General features: G+C 58.0%; 20 protein-coding genes. 11 read left to right on the top strand and 9 right to left on the bottom strand.

Annotated features, from left to right (window positions below):
- Positions 1 to 17 precede the first annotated feature (17 nt).
- Positions 18 to 461 (bottom strand): Lrp/AsnC family transcriptional regulator, encoded by a 444-nt coding sequence (locus LA5095_RS12565; protein WP_055115315.1) that lies wholly within the window; start codon positions 459 to 461, stop codon positions 18 to 20.
- A gap of 126 nt (positions 462 to 587) precedes the next feature.
- On the opposite strand from LA5095_RS12565, the gene rocF reads away from it, so the two are divergent.
- On the top strand, positions 588 to 1,529 hold the full coding sequence (gene rocF / locus LA5095_RS12570; protein WP_055115694.1) for an arginase: 942 nt from the start codon (positions 588 to 590) through the stop codon (positions 1,527 to 1,529).
- A gap of 115 nt (positions 1,530 to 1,644) precedes the next feature.
- Positions 1,645 to 2,730, top strand: coding sequence for an ornithine cyclodeaminase (gene ocd / locus LA5095_RS12575; RefSeq protein ID WP_055115316.1), 1,086 nt, complete (start codon positions 1,645 to 1,647; stop codon positions 2,728 to 2,730).
- A 162-nt stretch (positions 2,731 to 2,892) separates the two neighbouring features.
- On the opposite strand, the gene pyrF is transcribed toward ocd, so the two are convergent.
- The gene (gene pyrF, locus LA5095_RS12580) at positions 2,893 to 3,621 is read right to left on the bottom strand and encodes an orotidine-5'-phosphate decarboxylase (RefSeq protein WP_055115318.1); all 729 of its coding nucleotides are present in this window, start codon (positions 3,619 to 3,621) and stop codon (positions 2,893 to 2,895) included.
- Between the two features lie 69 nt (positions 3,622 to 3,690).
- Positions 3,691 to 4,539: an SDR family NAD(P)-dependent oxidoreductase gene (locus LA5095_RS12585; RefSeq protein ID WP_055115320.1), complete on the bottom strand. Its 849-nt coding sequence runs from the start codon at positions 4,537 to 4,539 to the stop codon at positions 3,691 to 3,693.
- 316 nt (positions 4,540 to 4,855) lie between these two features.
- On the opposite strand from LA5095_RS12585, the gene hisB reads away from it, so the two are divergent.
- The 8 genes from hisB to coaA are packed head-to-tail and all read left to right on the top strand — an operon-like array spanning position 4,856 to position 9,822.
- Entirely contained in the window at positions 4,856 to 5,449 is a 594-nt protein-coding gene (hisB, locus tag LA5095_RS12590; protein WP_055115322.1) for an imidazoleglycerol-phosphate dehydratase HisB, read from the top strand.
- A gap of 14 nt (positions 5,450 to 5,463) precedes the next feature.
- Positions 5,464 to 5,985, top strand: a complete 522-nt coding sequence (locus LA5095_RS12595; protein WP_055115324.1) for a DUF2628 domain-containing protein — start codon at positions 5,464 to 5,466, stop codon at positions 5,983 to 5,985.
- The gene (hisH, locus tag LA5095_RS12600) at positions 5,982 to 6,635 is read left to right on the top strand and encodes an imidazole glycerol phosphate synthase subunit HisH (protein ID WP_055115325.1); all 654 of its coding nucleotides are present in this window, start codon (positions 5,982 to 5,984) and stop codon (positions 6,633 to 6,635) included. The genes LA5095_RS12595 and hisH overlap by 4 nt, the downstream gene beginning before the upstream one ends.
- A gap of 22 nt (positions 6,636 to 6,657) precedes the next feature.
- On the top strand, positions 6,658 to 6,945 hold the full coding sequence (locus LA5095_RS12605; protein WP_055115327.1) for a DUF1330 domain-containing protein: 288 nt from the start codon (positions 6,658 to 6,660) through the stop codon (positions 6,943 to 6,945).
- A gap of 5 nt (positions 6,946 to 6,950) precedes the next feature.
- On the top strand, positions 6,951 to 7,694 hold the full coding sequence (gene hisA, locus LA5095_RS12610) for a 1-(5-phosphoribosyl)-5-[(5-phosphoribosylamino)methylideneamino]imidazole-4-carboxamide isomerase (RefSeq protein ID WP_029063379.1): 744 nt from the start codon (positions 6,951 to 6,953) through the stop codon (positions 7,692 to 7,694).
- The gene (hisF, locus tag LA5095_RS12615; RefSeq protein ID WP_055115330.1) at positions 7,691 to 8,470 is read left to right on the top strand and encodes an imidazole glycerol phosphate synthase subunit HisF; all 780 of its coding nucleotides are present in this window, start codon (positions 7,691 to 7,693) and stop codon (positions 8,468 to 8,470) included. Before hisA ends, hisF begins: the two co-directional genes overlap by 4 nt.
- Positions 8,471 to 8,492: 22 nt before the next feature.
- A complete protein-coding gene (locus LA5095_RS12620; protein WP_055115331.1) occupies positions 8,493 to 8,816 on the top strand; it encodes a phosphoribosyl-ATP diphosphatase in 324 nt (107 codons plus the stop codon).
- A gap of 40 nt (positions 8,817 to 8,856) precedes the next feature.
- Complete coding sequence (gene coaA / locus LA5095_RS12625; RefSeq protein ID WP_029063382.1) at positions 8,857 to 9,822, top strand: type I pantothenate kinase; 966 nt, start codon at positions 8,857 to 8,859, stop codon at positions 9,820 to 9,822.
- Between the two features lie 81 nt (positions 9,823 to 9,903).
- Here the strand turns inward: coaA and LA5095_RS12630 are convergent, their stop codons facing one another.
- The 4 genes from LA5095_RS12630 to LA5095_RS12645 all read right to left on the bottom strand — a co-directional run bounded on the left by LA5095_RS12630 (position 9,904) and on the right by LA5095_RS12645 (position 15,707).
- The gene (locus LA5095_RS12630) at positions 9,904 to 11,595 is read right to left on the bottom strand and encodes a methyl-accepting chemotaxis protein (RefSeq protein WP_055115333.1); all 1,692 of its coding nucleotides are present in this window, start codon (positions 11,593 to 11,595) and stop codon (positions 9,904 to 9,906) included.
- Between the two features lie 201 nt (positions 11,596 to 11,796).
- Positions 11,797 to 13,623, bottom strand: coding sequence for a VHL beta domain-containing protein (locus LA5095_RS12635; protein ID WP_055115335.1), 1,827 nt, complete (start codon positions 13,621 to 13,623; stop codon positions 11,797 to 11,799).
- Positions 13,624 to 13,725: 102 nt separating this feature from the next.
- On the bottom strand, positions 13,726 to 14,283 hold the full coding sequence (locus tag LA5095_RS12640; RefSeq protein ID WP_029063385.1) for an ActR/PrrA/RegA family redox response regulator transcription factor: 558 nt from the start codon (positions 14,281 to 14,283) through the stop codon (positions 13,726 to 13,728).
- Positions 14,284 to 14,381: 98 nt separating this feature from the next.
- Positions 14,382 to 15,707 (bottom strand): ActS/PrrB/RegB family redox-sensitive histidine kinase, encoded by a 1,326-nt coding sequence (locus tag LA5095_RS12645; RefSeq protein ID WP_055115698.1) that lies wholly within the window; start codon positions 15,705 to 15,707, stop codon positions 14,382 to 14,384.
- Positions 15,708 to 15,943: 236 nt separating this feature from the next.
- Here LA5095_RS12645 and secB point away from each other — a divergent pair, with 236 nt between their 5' ends.
- On the top strand, positions 15,944 to 16,453 hold the full coding sequence (gene secB / locus LA5095_RS12650) for a protein-export chaperone SecB (RefSeq protein WP_055115337.1): 510 nt from the start codon (positions 15,944 to 15,946) through the stop codon (positions 16,451 to 16,453).
- An 89-nt stretch (positions 16,454 to 16,542) separates the two neighbouring features.
- On the opposite strand, the gene LA5095_RS12655 is transcribed toward secB, so the two are convergent.
- Positions 16,543 to 16,950: a carboxymuconolactone decarboxylase family protein gene (locus LA5095_RS12655; RefSeq protein WP_055115339.1), complete on the bottom strand. Its 408-nt coding sequence runs from the start codon at positions 16,948 to 16,950 to the stop codon at positions 16,543 to 16,545.
- A gap of 55 nt (positions 16,951 to 17,005) precedes the next feature.
- Positions 17,006 to 17,809, bottom strand: coding sequence for a HesA/MoeB/ThiF family protein (locus LA5095_RS12660; protein WP_055115341.1), 804 nt, complete (start codon positions 17,807 to 17,809; stop codon positions 17,006 to 17,008).
- Between the last annotated feature and the right edge of the window lie 5 nt (positions 17,810 to 17,814).

Raw genomic sequence — 17,814 nt, forward strand, 5'->3', positions numbered from 1 at the left:
GTTTTGCGAGGGCCGGCCTATTGGCTGGGCAGAACGGCTGGGCCCTTGCGGGTGTTCAGGAGCAGATTGGTCTCCGATCCGGTAATGCCCTCGATCAGGCGAATGCGGTTGAGTGCATCGTCGAAGGCAGCGAGATCTCTTGTCGCAACATCCAGGACAAGATCCCATTTGCCGTTTGTCGAATGGATTGCCCGGACCTCTGTCATGGCGCTCAAGGACCGGATAACAGGATCCGTGTTATGACCGGCAACCACCAGAAGGGTTATCGCCCTGATTGGCAGATCACGCCAGTCGTCGCGCAGAACGGCCGTAAATCCCAGAATCTCTCCGGTAACCTGCAGCTTTTCCATGCGTGCGCGGACTGTTGCCCGAGACACTTTCAGATCACCTGCCAAATCGGACACGGATCGTCGCCCATCATGTCGCAACAGAGAAATTAATCGAAGATCCAGATCATCCATTTTATCAACTTGATTAGTTTTGCCTTCCAATATGATAAATTATGCTGCTCTTTTGCGCAAGTCACGGGATTTACTCCGCCGCTCCGTATCCGCACAATTCTCGGATTGAGGCATTTGGAGGACAAAGTGATCGTGTCCAGGAAACAGATTGTGCTGGTCGGGGCGCCTGTTGACGACGGAGCAGGCCAGAAGGGCTGCCTGATGGGCCCGGACGCGATCCGGACCGCAGGCCTGCTGGAACAACTCGAGGCGCTGGGCCACGTGGTCGCCGATCATGGCAACCTGACGCCGTCGAAGGCCTTTGAGGTCGCCTCTCCCAATCCTGTTCTGAAAAACTTCCGGTCCTATGCCGGTTGGACCCGCGCACTTCATGCAAAGTCCTGGGAACTCGGTTTGCAGTCGGTGCTTCCCATCTATCTGGGCGGGGATCACGCGATGGCGGCCGGTACCGTTTCCGGCCAGGCGCGGGCAGCAGCGGAACTTGATCGTCCGTTATTCGTTCTCTGGCTGGATGCCCACTCCGATTTTCACACGCTCGACAGCACCGACAGCGGCAATTTGCATGGGACTCCCCTGGCCTTTGCCTGCGGCCTTCCGGGTTTCGATGAGTTGCTCGGCGCTCCGCTGGAGCACACGGTGTGCCCGGGGAACGTGGAAATTCTTGGTGTCCGGTCGATCGATGCAGCCGAGCGCGAAATGCTGCTCAGCCACGGCGTCGGCGTCAGTGACATGCGCCGCGTCGACGAGGACGGCATTGCGTCGTCGCTGAAACCGTTCCTGGATCGGGTCCGCGCGGCGAACGGTCTTCTTCACGTCAGCCTCGATGTGGATTTTCTGGATCCCGAGATCGCGCCTGCGGTCGGAACCACCGTTCCGGGCGGTGCAACATTCCGCGAGGCGCATCTGGTCATGGAGATGCTTCATGACAGTGGTCTTGTGACGTCTCTCGATCTTGTCGAACTCAATCCGTTTCTGGATGACCGAGGCAAGACCGCCCGCTTGATGGTTGACCTGACGGGCAGCCTGTTCGGGCGCCGTGTCTTTGATCGGCCGACACGAAGCTTCTAGAGCATCCTGCGTTCGGAAGAACACACAAGGATGCTCTATCACTTTGGAATCGATCAACTTTTTGATGTTCAACCGGTTCCGGTTGCAAATCCGTTGATCTGGAGGAAAAGATAAGATGATTGCCGCAAACCACAATCCGAAGCCGTCGGAACTGGCCTTTGTTCCCTTTGTCAGCGTCGACGACATGATGCGCAACATTCGCACCATTGGCGTGGAAAAGGCGATAGTCGGCATCGCCGAATACATCGAGCAGGATTTTCTGCGCTGGGAAAGTTTCGACAAGAAGCCGCGTATCCCGGCGCACGCGCCCCAGGGCGTAATCGAGCTGATGCCCACCAGTGACGGTGAGACCTTCGGCTTCAAATACGTCAACGGTCATCCGCAGAACGTCCGTGAAGGGTTGCAGACCGTGACCGGTTTCGGAGTTCTGTCGGAACTGTCCACCGGATACCCGGTTCTCTTCACCGAGATGACGATACTGACCGCCCTGCGTACAGCGGCAACCTCGGCATTGGCGGCCAAGTACCTGGCACCCGCGGGATCGACGACAATGGCGATCATCGGCAACGGTGCCCAATCCGACTTCCAGAGCCTTGCTTTCAAGGAAATGCTCGGCATTACGGAGATCCGCGCCTACGACATCGATCCGGAGGCCAGCATTCGTCTTGCGCGGAACCTTGCCGATTCCGGCCTGAATGTCACCATCTGCAAGACGCCGGAAGATGCCATCGAAGGAGCACAGGTCGTCACAACGGTCACGGCGGACAAGAAATACGCCACGATCCTGACAGACAACATGGTTGGCTCAGGTATCCATATCAATGCAATCGGTGGCGATTGCCCGGGCAAGACGGAGCTGCACAAGGACATCCTTCTGCGGTCGGACATTTTTGTCGAGTTGCCCGAGCAGACCAGAATCGAAGGCGAACTGCAGCAGCTGCCGGAAGATCACCCGGTAACCGAACTCTGGCAGGTCTATGCCGGCAAGGCGCCGGGCCGTACATCGGATGAGCAGATCACGCTGTTCGACAGTGTCGGCTTCGCCATCGAGGATTTTGCCGCGCTCCGCTACATCCGTGATCTTCTTCCAAGAACGGGACATTTCGAAAAGCTCGACCTGCTGGCGGATCCTGACGATCCGCGCGACCTCTACGGCATGGTGTTGCGCTCAGGTGCGGTCGACGACAATCAAGCGGCATGAGATCAAAAAGACCGCGAAAACCAGACTGGCCACCGCGACTGCGGTGGCTTTTTTCTTTTATGCGCGCCGTTTCTGCACGGTGGGAATTCATAGCGCGGGACCGGATACTCCTGTCTCCTGCACAAACGAATGGAGACTTGGTCTCGCCCGGTGAATTTCCGTTTAGCTCAGTGCTGCTTCGATCTCCGCGACGACTGCATCCGCGGCGGAGCCGGGGTCTCCGGCCTGGCTGATCGGCCGCCCGACCACCAGATAATCGCTGCCGGCCCGGATGGCGTCTTCCGGCGTCATGACACGGCGCTGGTCTCCCGCAGCGCTGCCCGCCGGGCGGATACCGGGCGTGACTATCACCAGGTCATCGCCAAGGATCGAACGCATGTTCGAGGCTTCCGTTGCCGCGCAGACAATGCCGCCCATCCCCGCTTCGCGCGCGTCCCGAGTGCGGGCCTCGACCACATCTGCCAAAGGCCCCCGGTAACCGGCCGCCACCAGATCTTCTTCATCCATGGACGTCAGCACTGTTACACCGAGCAGGCAGAGTCCGGGATTGCCTTCTTCCATCAGTCCGCGAACAGCTGCGCGCATGGTCTTCGGATAGCCATGCAACGTCATGAAGGCCACGCCCATCTTGGCAACATTGCGGACAGCCTTGGTAATCGTGTTGTCGATGTCGTGAAGCTTGACGTCGAGAAAGATCTTCTTGCCGTCCGCAGCCAGGTCCCGCGCAAACTCGAGCCCGCCGGCAAACTGCAATTCCATGCCGATCTTGTAGACGCCGACCTTGCCTTCGGTTCGACTGACAAGCGTTTCCGCTTCCTTGAGTGTCGGGACGTCAACAGGCAGCATCAATCGGTCAAGCGCGGTGTTCGGGGCGAACGGGCTGGTCGGCATGGAGCGGGCTCCTTTCAGGATATTGGGAAAGCGCCCCGTCCATAACATTCCGGTTGCCGAATGACCAGACTACGACTTTCCGGTTTTCTCGAATTCCGCGAAGGCCTCCTTGTAGTCCGCATGCCAGCGGGACAAGGGTGGCCGGTTTTCGATGATATCGCCGATTGCCCATTCGGCCCGGCGTTTGTCCCGCACGCTGTCGACATCATTGTCCGGACAAAGGATATAGAACTCTCCATTCGACATCCGGTCGATGAAATAGTCGACAGTCTGGTCGCTGGTCCACGCCGAAGCCGGCTTTTCGGGAAGCCATGATGCAATCATGCCGGTGTAGGTGAAGCCCGGTACGAACAGATGTACGGAAATCGGCGCACCCGCTTCCCGCAACTCATGTGCAAGCTGTTCGCTGAGCACCTTCACGGCTGCCTTGGTCACGTTGTAGCCCGGGTTTCCGGGTGGAGTTGTGATTCCCTGTTTGGAACCCGTGTTGATGATGACGGCTGGGCGTCCGGCATCGATCATTCGTTGCGTAAAAGACTGGACACCTCTGAGAACACCAAAGAAGTTGACGTCCATCATCCGTGTCCAGGCATCGAAATTCTCCCAGGTGCTGGAAGGCACGCTGATTCCGGCATTGTTCATCAGGACGGCGACCTGTCCCGTCTGAAACGCGATGTCTGCAAGGTGTTCGACTTGAACCTTGTCGCTGACGTCGGTAGGCACGGCAAGAACGGTCGCATTGGGCCCGGCAATCTTGCGCACCTCCTCCACCGCAGCATCCAGGTGATCACCTGAGAGGTCGGCGAGAAGGACACCGAGGCCCGCCTCGGCAAATCGAAGGGCGGCCGCAAGACCGACACCGCTTGCGGCTCCGGTCACAACTGCAAGACCACCTTCAGCCACTGCTTTTTGATACATGAAAACTGCCCCCTGGAACGGTTTAGAGACCGATTTGCGCCGTCTGGTCGCCAATGAAGGTAGCGTCGTCGAATTTCCTTTGGTTGTCGAGAAACTCTTATGCGTCCGACCTTGTCAGGCCGCGCAAGGTATCCATTCCATTGGTGGCCGCGGCCCAAATGACATGCGGATAGCGCCAATTTCCCGACATTGACGCGTCGGTAAGGCCTGGTGCGATCCGGAGTTCACCATAAAGCCCGGCAAGTGCCTATTTCATTAGACGGTTCAGGCTGCTACAACACCGCCGGTTTGTCAGTTTCAGCAAGGGCAGCATCTTATGCGAACAGCGAATGTATCGCGCGACACCAGGGAAACCCGCATTTCGGTCGAGATCGATCTCGATGGAACGGGCAACTATGACGTCCAGACCGGTGTCGGTTTTTTCGATCATATGCTGGAACAATTGTCGCGCCATTCGCTGATAGACATGAAAATCCGCGCCGAGGGCGACACTCATATCGACTTTCATCATACGGTCGAAGACACCGGCATTGCACTTGGCCAGGCGATTTCCAAGGCGTTGGGTGACATGGCGGGCATCACCCGCTACGCAGATACCCACCTTGCGATGGACGAAGCGCTGACCCGCTGCGCGCTTGACGTCTCCGGCCGGCCGTTTCTGGTCTGGGACGTCACCTTCGACCGGGACAAGGTTGGCGACCTCGACACCGAACTCTTCGAGGAATTTTTCCGCGCATTCGCCATGAATGCAGGGATCACCCTTCATATCGCCAATCTTTACGGCTCCAATTGCCACCATATAGCGGAGACCTGCTTCAAGGCCGTCGCGCGGGCTATGCGCAAGGCCATCGAGATCGATCCGCGTCAGGCGGACCGGGTTCCGACCACAAAGGGCCAGCTAGGCGGCTAAGGACCGATTGGAATATGAGTACGTATGTTGTCATGGCACCGCCGGAGTTCGGGGATCTGGCCGGTGATCCGCGTGAGAGCGACCGGTTGCTGTTCGTCCCGGACCGGTTTTCCTTTCTGGCCTTTATCTTTGCAATCATCTGGATGCTCGTGCATCGCATGTGGCTTGTGCTGCTTGGCTATCTTGCCCTTACCCTCGCGATAGAACTGCTGTCGGGCGCGCTCGGCGGTGAAGCGGCCGGGGTCGCGGCCCTGACGATTTCGCTCCTGTTCGGATTCGAGGCACAGGCATTGCGCCGCTGGTCGCTGGAGCGCAAGGGCTGGCGCATGATCGGCATCGTGGACGCAGCAAATCCGGGCGAAGCCGAACTTCGATTTCTGAACAAGGAAGCCTCCCTGATGGCGTCGGCTGACAAGCCGGAAGAACCGGAAGAACCGGAAGAGCCGAAGCCGCGCCCGGTTCGGGCTCCGATCGTCCCGCGGGTTGGCAGCGAGCGTGTGGTAGGTCTGACCCTCGGTCCGGAGACCCGTCAATGACAATTGCAATTATCGACTACGGTTCGGGCAATCTGCGCTCGGCGGAAAAGGCATTCGAGCGCGCGGCTCGCGCCCATGCACATCTACCCGACGTGATCGTTACGTCCGATCCTGACCGGGTACGAAAGGCCGACCGCATTGTGCTTCCGGGTGTAGGTGCCTTTGCCGATTGCAAACGGGGCCTGTGGGCGGTCGACGGCATGCCGGAAGCCCTTGAGGAATGCGTCCGCCGGCAAGGCAAACCGTTTTTCGGCATCTGTGTCGGCATGCAGCTGATGGCCGAACGTGGCCTCGAATTCGAAACGGTCGAGGGGCTTGGCTGGGTAGAAGGCGACGTATCGGAAATGAAGCCGGCGGATCCGTCGCTCAAGATACCGCATATGGGCTGGAACACGATTGATGCGGAGCAGGAGAGTCATCCTGTGTTCAAGGGCCTGGAAACCGGACCCGATGGATTGCACGCCTATTTTGTGCACTCCTATCACTTTGCCTGCGCACGCGATGAAAATCGTCTGGCAACCTTCGGGTATGCCGGAACATTCACCGCGATGGTGGCGAAGGACAACATGATCGGCACTCAGTTCCATCCTGAGAAAAGTCAGCGACTGGGTCTTGGCCTGATCGCGAATTTCCTGGATTGGACACCGTAACAGCGAACCTGGGAGAAGGCGCGTGAGCAAGGGATACTGGATTGCACGGGTGGACGTTAACGACCCGGAAAACTACCCGCAATATGTCGAAACGGCCAAACCGGCCTTTGAAAGGTTTGGGGCCAATTTCCTCGCTCGCGGTGGCAAGACCAATGCCATTGAAGGCCCGGGCAGGGCACGAAATGTCGTCATTGAATTTCCCAGCTTCCAACACGCGGTGGATTGTTATAACTCGCCGGAATATCAGGAAGCGGTGAAGATCCGCCAGAAGGTTGCCGATGGCGAGATCGTCATCGTGGAAGGAATGTAACGAGAATGATCCTATTTCCCGCCATCGATCTCAAGGATGGCCAGTGCGTGCGCCTGAAACTTGGCGACATGGACCAGGCGACCGTCTTCAACGACGATCCCGGTGCCCAGGCCAGGTCGTTCGAAAACCAGGGTTTTGAATGGCTGCACGTGGTCGACCTCAACGGGGCGTTTGCCGGTGAAAGTGTCAACGGCGCTGCCGTGGACAGCATTCTTTCATCGACGGGCAATCCCGTTCAGCTCGGAGGCGGGATCAGGACGCTTGACCATATCGAAACCTGGCTTGGAAAGGGCGTCACTCGCGTCATTCTCGGAACGGTCGCCGTGCGCGATCCGGAACTGGTGAAGGAAGCCTGCAGGAAATTTCCGGGCAAGGTGGCCGTCGGCATCGACGCAAAGGGCGGCCACGTGGCCGTCGAAGGCTGGGCGGAAACTTCCGAACTGACGGCGGTCGACCTGGCAAGGCAGTTCGAGGATGCCGGCGTGTCGGCAATCATTTATACGGACATCGACCGGGACGGGGTTTTGAAGGGGCTGAATATTCCCTCGACACTGGAACTGGCACGATCAGTCTCGATTCCGGTGATCGCCTCGGGCGGCCTTGCATCCATCGATGATATTCACCGGTTGCTGGAACCGGACTGTGCCATCCTGGAAGGCGCGATCTCAGGCCGGGCGCTCTATGACGGGCGGCTCGACGCGAAAGAGGCGATGGACCTGATCCTGACGGCCCGGAGAAAAGCATCATGACCCTGAAAGCCCGTGTCATTCCGTGCCTCGACGTGAAGGATGGCCGCGTCGTCAAAGGCGTCAATTTTGTCGACCTGGTCGATGCCGGTGACCCGGTCGAGGCGGCCAAGGCCTACGATGCGGCTGGCGCAGATGAGCTCTGTTTTCTCGATATCACCGCCAGCCACGAAGGCCGCGACACGATTTACGATGTCGTCAGGCGGACGGCTGAAGCCTGTTTCATGCCGGTGACCGTTGGCGGCGGTGTCCGGACGGTCGAAGACATCCGCAAGCTTCTGATAGCAGGGGCGGACAAGGTTTCCATCAATACGGCGGCGGTCAGGAACCCCGACTTTGTACGTGAGGCCGCTGAAAAATTCGGCGCACAGTGTATCGTCGTTTCCATTGACGCCAAGCAGGTCAACGCGCCTGGAGAGCCTGAAAGATTCGAGATCTTCACGCATGGCGGACGCAATCCCACCGGGATCGATGCCATAGGATTTGCCAGGAAGGTTGTTGAACTGGGGGCTGGCGAGTTGCTTGTGACTTCCATGGATCGTGACGGCACCAAGTCTGGCTACAATATCGCGCTCACCAGGGCGATTGCAGATGCCGTTCCGGTGCCCGTGATCGCGTCGGGTGGTGTTGGCAATCTCGATCACATGGTGGAAGGTGTTCGTGATGGTCACGCGACAGCCGTGCTGGCAGCGTCCATATTCCATTTCGGCGAGTACACGATCCAGGAAACCAAGAAATACATGGACGACGCGGGCGTGCCAATGCGTCTTGACGCCTGATTTCCGGCAAGGACCTAGCCAAATGACCAAGTTCACTCTGGACGATCTGGATGCCATAGTTGCTGCGCGTGCGAAGAGCGATGACGAAAAGTCCTACACGCGCAAGCTCGTGAACAGGGGCGTAGCCAAATGCGCCCAAAAACTGGGGGAAGAAGCGGTCGAGGCAGCGATTGCGGCTGTTCAGGAAGATCGGGAGGAGTTGACGGCGGAAGCCGCCGATGTGCTTTATCATTTGTTGGTGGTTCTGAACGTATCCAATGTTTCGCTGAATGATGTGATGGCGGAGCTCGGACGGCGTACGGGACAGACCGGACTTGAAGAAAAGGCCTCCCGGCCTCAGGAGTAACAGTCAATTCGCTAGGCACCGCAGCGGGAACTGCGAAACGATGGATCAGAAAGTCGCAACGGCCCTGGACATGGACTTGTCCCCTTACCGGGTGTTCACCGAGCGCCAGTGGTCCCGTTTGCGCGCAGACACGCCGATGACGCTTGACGAGCATGAGGTCGAACAGCTTCAGGGTCTCAACGCCCCGGTCTCCATCGAACAGGTCGAGACGATTTACCTGCCCCTCTCCCGCCTGCTCGCCTTTTATGCCGAGGCTACCGTCAGCATCCATCAGGCGACGCAGAATTTCCTTGGCCACAGGGACGGCAAGACCCCCTTTATCATCGGTGTTGCCGGGTCGGTTTCTGTTGGAAAGTCAACGACATCACGCGTCTTGCGAGAACTCCTCACCCGCTGGCCTGCAAGCCCGAAGGTGGACCTGCTCACCACAGACGGCTTTCTCTTTCCGAACGCGATCCTGGAAGCGGAAGGACTGATGTCCAAAAAAGGGTTCCCGGAGAGTTTCGACCGGACGCGGCTGTTGAAATTCCTGTCTGACATCAAGGCCGGCAGGCGCAATGTTCGGGCACCTGTCTATTCGCACTTTTATTATGACGTCATGCCGGGCCATACGATCACCGTCGACAAGCCCGATATCCTGATTGTCGAGGGTCTGAATGTCTTGCAGACCCGGGAACTGCCCAGGGACGGCCGGGCTGTGCCGTTCGTGTCCGATTTCTTCGATTTCTCGGTCTATATCGATGCCGATGAAGATCTGCTTCGCAAATGGTACGTCGATCGCTTCATGCGCCTCAGGGAGACAGCCTTCCGCGATCCCGGATCCTATTTTCACAAGTTTTCGCGGATCACCGACGAAGAAGCCGTAGAAACCGGAAACCGGATCTGGACCGAGATCAACCTGGTTAATCTGCGGGAAAATATCCTTCCGACCCGCCCGCGTGCCGATCTGATCCTCTCAAAGAACGCCAGTCACCGAATTTCGAAGGTCGCCCTGCGCAAGATCTGACCGCGCCAGCGCCACTAACGAAACCGGCCTCTCACCGTTGGAGAGGCCGTTCCGGAACATCGGTGATTTCTTCCTGGTGCGTCAGGCAGCAGACCTCCGGCGAACTTCATCCAGGAAGGTGGCAACCTGTCCCCGCAACTGGACCGCGTTTTCCGTCAACTCCTGCGCCGATGCGTCGACCTTGTCCGCGGTGTCGCGGGTGTTTTCAGCGGCGGACGCAACACTTTCGATATTGGTTGTCACCTCGACCGTGCTGCGCGATGCCTCGGTCGCATTTGTCGCGATTTCCTGGGTCGCCGCGCCCTGTTCGTCGATTGACGCGGCGATTGAAGACGCGATCTCGTTCATGTTGGTGATGATTTCCGTCACGGAGGAGATCGCGCTCGCCGCGTGACCTGTTTCTTCCTGGATTGCGGAAATCTGGCTGGAGATCTCTTCGGTCGCCTTGGATGTCTGGTTCGCCAGCTCCTTGACTTCGGCAGCAACGACGGCAAATCCCTTGCCCGCCTCACCAGCGCGCGCGGCCTCTATGGTTGCGTTGAGCGCAAGCAGATTGGTTTGTTCGGCAATTGCCTGGATGAGCGTCACGACTTCGCCGATCCGGCTAGCAGATTCCGACAATCCACTCATGCGCTGGTTTGTCGATTCAGCTTCTCCGGCGGCCTTGGCCGCGATTTCGCTGGAAGACTGAACCTGCCTTCGGATCTCGTTGACGGAAGCGGAAAGTTCTTCTGCTGCTGCCGCAACGGTTTCGACATTGTGCGCTGCTTGCGAGGACGCGTTGGAAACCAGGCCGCTCTGCTCGGTTGTTTGTGCGGCAACGCCCGTCATGTCGGATGAGGCCGTCTGGAGATTTTTCACGGATCCGTCGATGATGTTCAGCATTTCCATGATCTGACGATCGAATTCACCACTTAGCCCCTGGATCTCCGCACCTTTGCGGGCTGCGTCCTCCTGAGATTCGTTTTGCTGTTCTTCCAATGCGCGTCTTTTGGTTTCGTTTTGAACGAAAACTTCCATCGCCGAAGCCATCTGGCCGATTTCGTCGCCGCGATCCACGCCCTGTATCTCGATATTGGTGTTGCCTTCGGCAAGAGAGCTCATGTCGGCGGTCAGGGAACGCAACGGGCGCACAAGGCTTCGGATCGAAAAAAGTGCGATGGTACCGGCTATGACGGCACCAAAGAAGGTCAGGGCGATGATGACAACTGCCTGGTTCCAGAACGCGGCTTCCAGATCGTCAATATAGACCCCGGTTCCGATCATCCATTTCCAGGGACCAAACCCGACAGCGTAGCCCCATTTTTCGATCGGAATGTCGCTTCCTGCACGTGGCCACAGGTACTGAAGGCTCCCGCCTCCCGCATCTGCAAGCTTGACGAGTTCCGGGATGATCTGGACGCCGTTCGCGTCCTTGAGTCCTGAAAGATCCTTGCCGATCAGGCTGGCCTTCGCATGTGAAATGGTAACCGACTGGTTGTCGAAGACGAAAAGATAGTTTTTGCCATCCTCGAACCGCATTGCCGAAATGGCTTCGATTGCGCGTTGCTGGGCCTCTTCCGGCGTCAAGGTACCCGCTTTTTCCATTTCGTGGTAGCGCGCGGCTATGTTCCTGGCCGTATTGGAGATGTCCTCGATCTTTACAAGGCGCTCTTGAAGCATCGCCTCTTTCAGCGACGTGAGCGATATCCCCGCCAATGCGACTGTGAAGATCGCAATGACAAAGACCGGCGTGCAGATTTTCCAGGCCAGAGGCCAACGTGTAAATGACATGCTAAGCTACCTAAAGTTAAACTTTGAACTAGATTAGACTTCAGGCGTTAACGAATGCTGCATTGCAAATGTAGTTTTGAAATTTTAGAAATTCAGAAAATAATGACAAGATTGACGATAAATACACGTCTTGCGAGCATTCGCTCAGCATCTGCATCCAATGTGAGAATGTTTCGCTAGAAAAGCAACCAGCTTCACGCCTTACCTGCGAGCGCAAAAAACATCACGCAAGCCGGGACGCGTCCAGGTCGCATTCTGGAGTTGGCCCTTGAGAATGTGTCCCTGGCCCTCGTAATGAAATGTGTTGGCACTGCCGAAGCGCTCCAGTGTCACCGCCCCGTACCCCATTTCAGCAACTGTCGCGGTCTGCCCATCCGGTGAAAACACCACATTCAGGTCGATGCCGGCCGTGCACAGGTAGTCGGCCACATTGGTACGTGCCGCCTGCTGTTGGAAATTCGGTTGATTGTCTCCGCCGACGCTACCAGGAGGAACAGGCCCGTTCGGAATGCCGTTGCCGAACTGGTCACCCTGAAAACCGCCCTGACCACCGTTGGAGCCACCGAAACCGCCGGCATTGGTGTTGCCGAACGTTCCCGAGCCGCCGATAACGACTTCCCGATAGGGAGACTGGGTCACATAGATGCCGCGGCACTCACCGTTCGCCCCGCGAACGGTCCAGGCATGCGACACATAGGTTTGTTGTTCCAGTATCTGGCCGGCCTCGAGCCGCGCATAGGGGCGCTCACCGCCGCGATAGTCGACCCAGTGGACCTCGACGGGTTGGCGGCCCGAGTTGCGGAACACGATTTGCCCTGGCTGGACCGCTTCGACAGAACGCACGCGGCCGAGTTCACTGCAGGACAGATCCGAACCGGGATCTTCACCGAAGGCGCCATCGCCGACAATCTGCTGCGGCAACGAACAGGTCGCCACGAACAGACGGATCGGATTGGCGCTGCCGCCGAGAGACACCGGATAAGGCTGAAGACCTTCCACGGCGATCGAGAGTTCCGATTGCCGGATCATGGCTTCCCAAAGCGGATCGGTCATTTCGATATTGACTTCGGGAAGTGAGATACCGGCTTCATTGGCATTCGACGATCCGAACGCGTTGAATGTGGCGGAATAGTCTCCGGCCGTCACGCGGATCGCCTGCGGCATGCCTTCCTGCAATCCGGCCGGCGCTTGTTGAAAGGTAATCTTCGCAAACCCGGATTGGGTCGTGCAATCGGCCCGGAAGTCCCTGTTGTCGGTCTGCGGAACAGTGTGCTGCAATGTCGAGATCGATCCGGGCTGACCGCCGGGTTCCGACCCCCATTCCCTGCCATCAGCCGGTGAAACGAGTATCGCCTGGGTGTTCCCGGCGCCCCCGGAAAGGCTTTCACGGACAGTCGTTTCAAAATCGCCTGTTGAACCCGGTGTTCCGGCAGGATTGTTCGGATCAGATGCCGAGATCGGAGTGTCGACCTGTTCAAGCGGTTGCAGCCCTCCCGATTCAGAGGAGGGGCTGACTTCGGCAACGGCCTGTTCGTCACTCTGCCCGGATTGCTGAACAGAGGGCGTGGACGTTTGCGATGCGCCGGTATCTGCCGGTGCATTGGCCACCGGTCCGGCCGAAACGCCTGAAGACGTTCCGACGATACGCGCGGTTGCGCCGGGTTTGCCGTCGCTTGAGACGTCCACGACGAGCGTGCTGCCGCTGCAAAGATCCGCGTCGCGGTGCAGGATACGGCTGTTTTCCAGTGTCACTTCCAGCTTAACGTCGCATGGCGGCAGCTTGTTGTTGCTGCCCATCGTGTCGATCACGACCCCCTTGTCGTCCCGGCTGATGATCGGTCTGTATTGCTTGTTGACAGCGATGGACCGAATTCCAGGTTCGGAAGGTTCCACGTTGACCCGAACGGTTTCGGGAACCGACTGGGCGAGCGCGCTTGTACCACAGGTCAGGAAAATGACGCTGCAAGCCGCAAGAAGGCGGGATTTGGTGACGGGCGTATCAAAACTGCAAGCAGCAACAAGCCGCATGAATGATCTCCATAGGAGCGCAAAGGAATTACCAACAAGGAATACTTAGGCAAAGTGGCGCCGAAAGGGCAACCCTGCAAACGGTTTCAACACAGTTCGCAGTCAACGCGGCGCGCGTTTTGCGAGTATGCGCTGCAAAGTCCGGCGATGCATGTTGAGGCGGCGGGCTGTTTCTGAAACATTCCGGTCGCACAGTTCGTAAACGCGTTGAATATGTTCCCAGCGAACCCGGTCCGCCGACATCGGGTTTTCGGGAGGCTGTGCCTTGTCTTCCGGTTTGCGTGCAAGCGCCGCCACGATGTCGTCAGGGTCAGCGGGTTTTGCCAGATAGTCGATGGCGCCGAGCTTCACCGCAGTCACGGCGGTGGCGATATTGCCGTATCCGGTGAGAACGATTGCGCGTGCGTCCGGGCGTTTCTGCCGGATTTTTTCAATCACATCGAGACCGTTGCCATCTTCCAGGCGCATATCCACGATCGCATAGGCCGGTGCCGCGCGAGATATTTTTATGGCAGCATCCTGAACACCGTCTGCCGTTTCGGTTAGGAACCCGCGTTTTTCCATCGCCCGCGCCAGGCGTTGCTGAAACGGTTTGTCGTCGTCAACAATGAGGAGACTCATGTCTCCGGATCCGTTCAAAGAAGTCATTTGGTCCGTCATGGCTCGTTACCGTTTATTCTTACGTCTTCTTGTGCAGGTCGGATGGGTTTGTTGAACATTAACCTGCCAGTTGATGCTCATTTGTTGCCGTTATGGGGCTAAAATGACGTTTCGTCCACTCCAACGCTGCGTTCAAATGTCGAGCGCGGCCAGCTGACGCGCACATGCGCTCCGCTGTCCGGTGGTGCCTGGTTCTCAAGAAGAAGCTTTGCTCCTGTGCGTTCCAGCAGTGTCTTGGCAATGAAAATGCCCAACCCGAGCCCTCCGCCGGTGCTGCCCTGCGGTGACTTGCCGCCCCGGACCGAGACATATGGATCGCCTATCTTGCCCAGAATATCGACGGAGAATCCGGGACCGTCGTCCCTTATCGAAATCGACAGGGTGGTATCGTCCCACGTCGCCGACACGTCCACCCTGGATTTCGCGAAGTCGACAGCGTTTTCGACAAGATTGCCCAGACCGTAGCGGATCGCTGCATTCCGCGTTCCGACCGGCTCCGCACTTTCGCCGTTCTGGGTCGAATGGATCGCGACCCCGGTGCCGCGATGCGGATCGATCACGTCTTCCAGCAATTGTGCGACGGGCATGCGCTGGTAGGTCTGGTCTTCCTCGCTCGAAAGGCTGTTGAGCTGTTTCAGGATTTCCCGGCATCTTTCGGCTTGCGACCGGATCAGCGCGACATCCTCACCCCGGTGATCACCCGTTTCAAATTCACCGTTCAGTTCCTTGGCAACGAGGTAGATGGTTGCCAGCGGTGTGCCAAGCTCGTGCGCTGCCGCGGTCGCCAGCCCGTCCAACGCGTTGAGGTGCTGTTCGCGTGCGAGGACGAGTTCAGTTGCGGTGAGCGCGTCGGCCAGCTGCCGGGCCTCTTCCGCGACCCGGAACGCATAGACCGCCATGAAGCCGAGCGTCAGCACCAGGGCAATCCAGATCCCGACCGAATAGATGACGGGCAACCTGAAATCCTCGGAATCGGGCCACGGCAAGGGGAAATGAAATACAGCCAGAAAACTGGCGCAAACTGTCGCCAGAACACCGAGAACGACCGTATAGCGCGAGGAAAGGCCCGTCGCGGATACCATCACAGGCGCCATCAGCAGAAAGGCAAACGGATTGCCCAGACCGCCGGTGAGCAACAAAAGCCCACTCATCTGCAATATGTCGTAAGCGAGCTGAAGCGTGGCCGCCCTCTCGGACAGGCGCATGGCAGATGGCCAGCGGATTTTCAGGAAGATGTTCAGCCATGCCGACATCGCCACCATGGCGAATGCAGGGCCAGCAGGCAGTGAATACCCGAGGCCGACATATACGACAAGGAGTGCCGCTGACTGGCCACCAACCGCGAGCCAGCGAAGCCGGACAAGCGTGTCGAGTTTCAGCCGGCGATGCGGCAGCGTGATATTGGGCGCGGGTTGGTCCGTCATAGGCATCTTTTTGAAGCGGATTCCCGCCGCTGACAAGGCCATAGCCCTTGTGCGCATCGTTTTGAGATGTTAGCCAGCCAGCAGACAAGGTTGTCCGGATCACACGGTCTGGCGGCCCGCCAGAAGGATTACAGAGCCAGGCGGGATTGGATTGATGCATTCAATCGGTTGATCCGACCCCTTCTCGCTCTGGCTTCTTCTTCTCAGATCAATAACGCAAAACGGAATGAAACAAGATGACCGACACGAATGACGGCGGCGTGCAGCCGCAGACGGAGGGTGCCGCAGCGCCGGGAATGCATATCCTGGGTCAGTACATCAAGGATCTGTCGTTTGAAAACCCGAATGCACCGCGCTCGCTTGCCCAGAACGAGAATCAGGAGCAGCCGAAACTGGACATCAACGTGAATGTTGGTGCTCAGCAGATGGGTGACGACCAGTTTGAAGTTGTCCTCACGCTGACCGCAAAGGCTGAACGTCCGGATATGGTCATGTTCAACGTCGAACTGATCTATGCAGGCATCTTCAGGATCACCGGTGTGCCCCAGGAACACATGCATCCATTCGTCATGATCGAATGCCCGCGCATGATTTTCCCGTTCGCGCGCAACATCCTCTCGGAAGCGACACGTAACGGCGGCTTCCCGCCGCTGATGCTCGACCCGATCGATTTCGCGCAGTTGTATCGCCAGAACATGGCTCAGCAGGCAGCGAAGCAGGGCGAAGACGCACCGAAGCCTAACTGAGCTTGTTGAATGTCATGAATTCAAACCCGCGCCGGACAATGTCTGGTGCGGGTTTTTTTCGCAAGCGCATGCACTGACTGATCAGGCCCTCAGGCGACCTCGAATTCGGGATCGACTGGCACTTGCAATGACGTGACAAGGGTGTTTGTCATGGCTGCCAATCCGATTATCTGCAGCAATTCACCGTGCTCCTCGTCGCTCATGCCTTTTGCACGCGCTGCAGCGGTATGGGAATGGACGCAATAGCTGCAGCCATTGGCAGCCGACACAGCGATGTAGATCATCTCGCGGAACTTGGGATCGAGCACTCCCGGCACTGCCATCACGGATTTTACCTGCTGCCAGGTCCGTTCAAGTCCTTTGGGATCATTTGCCAGTGCCCGCCAGACGTTGTTTATGAAATCCGAGCCGCGTGTTTGCCGGATATCTTCGAAAACAGCTTTGACTGCAGGTATTTCTTCCGCTTCTGCATCCGATATCAGTTTCACGGTTGCCATGGCTGTCTCCTCGCATCGATTGCTGATTTGTACCCGTCAAGGGAAGCCGGACCCGTCAGGCCTCTTCCAGAAGCTCCGCCCAGCTTTTCGGGTCGTTTCCGTTCAGGGGGTTCTTCGCCGACCGCTTGTAGCGGATTGTTTCCATCCGGAAGCTCCGCGCATCGAACATGATCATCCGGCCGACCAGTCCTTCGCCAATGCCAGTGAGTTCCTTGATCACTTCCATGGCCTGCATGGCACCGATTATACCGGTCAGAGCGCCCAGGACGCCCGCTTGTGCGCAGGTCGGAAGCAGTCCCTCGCGGGGTTTTTGGGGGAACAGGCACCGGTAGGTCGGGTTGGGGTCGCCGTCTGTGTTGGTGTCAAACGGCCTCAAGGTGGTGATCGAACCGTCGAACTGGCCGACAGCCGCTGTCACGAGAGGTTTTCTTGCAAAGAAGCAGGCGTCTGACACCAGGTAACGCGTATCGAAATTGTCAGAACCGTCAACCACCAGATCATGGCCGGAAATCAGCGCCAGGGCATTGTGGCCGGCGATCCGTGTCGGGTACGGCTCGACCTTGACGTTGGGGTTGAGGCGCGCGATCGCTTCTGCGGCACTTGCCACTTTCGGCTCGCCCAGCCGGTCCGTATCGTGAATGACCTGGCGCTGAAGATTGGATAGCGACACCGTATCGTCGTCGACGATACCGAGTGTACCGACACCGGCCGCAGAGAGATACTGCAGGACGGGAGCTCCCAGACCACCCGCTCCAATGACAAGGACGCGGGCATTCTTGAGTTTCTGTTGTCCCGCGCCGCCGATGTCCTGCATGACGATGTGACGGGCGTAACGTTCAAGTTCTGCAGCAGACAGCATGATTG

The organism is Roseibium album (assembly GCF_001404515.1).
GTDB lineage: Bacteria > Pseudomonadota > Alphaproteobacteria > Rhizobiales > Stappiaceae > Roseibium > Roseibium album.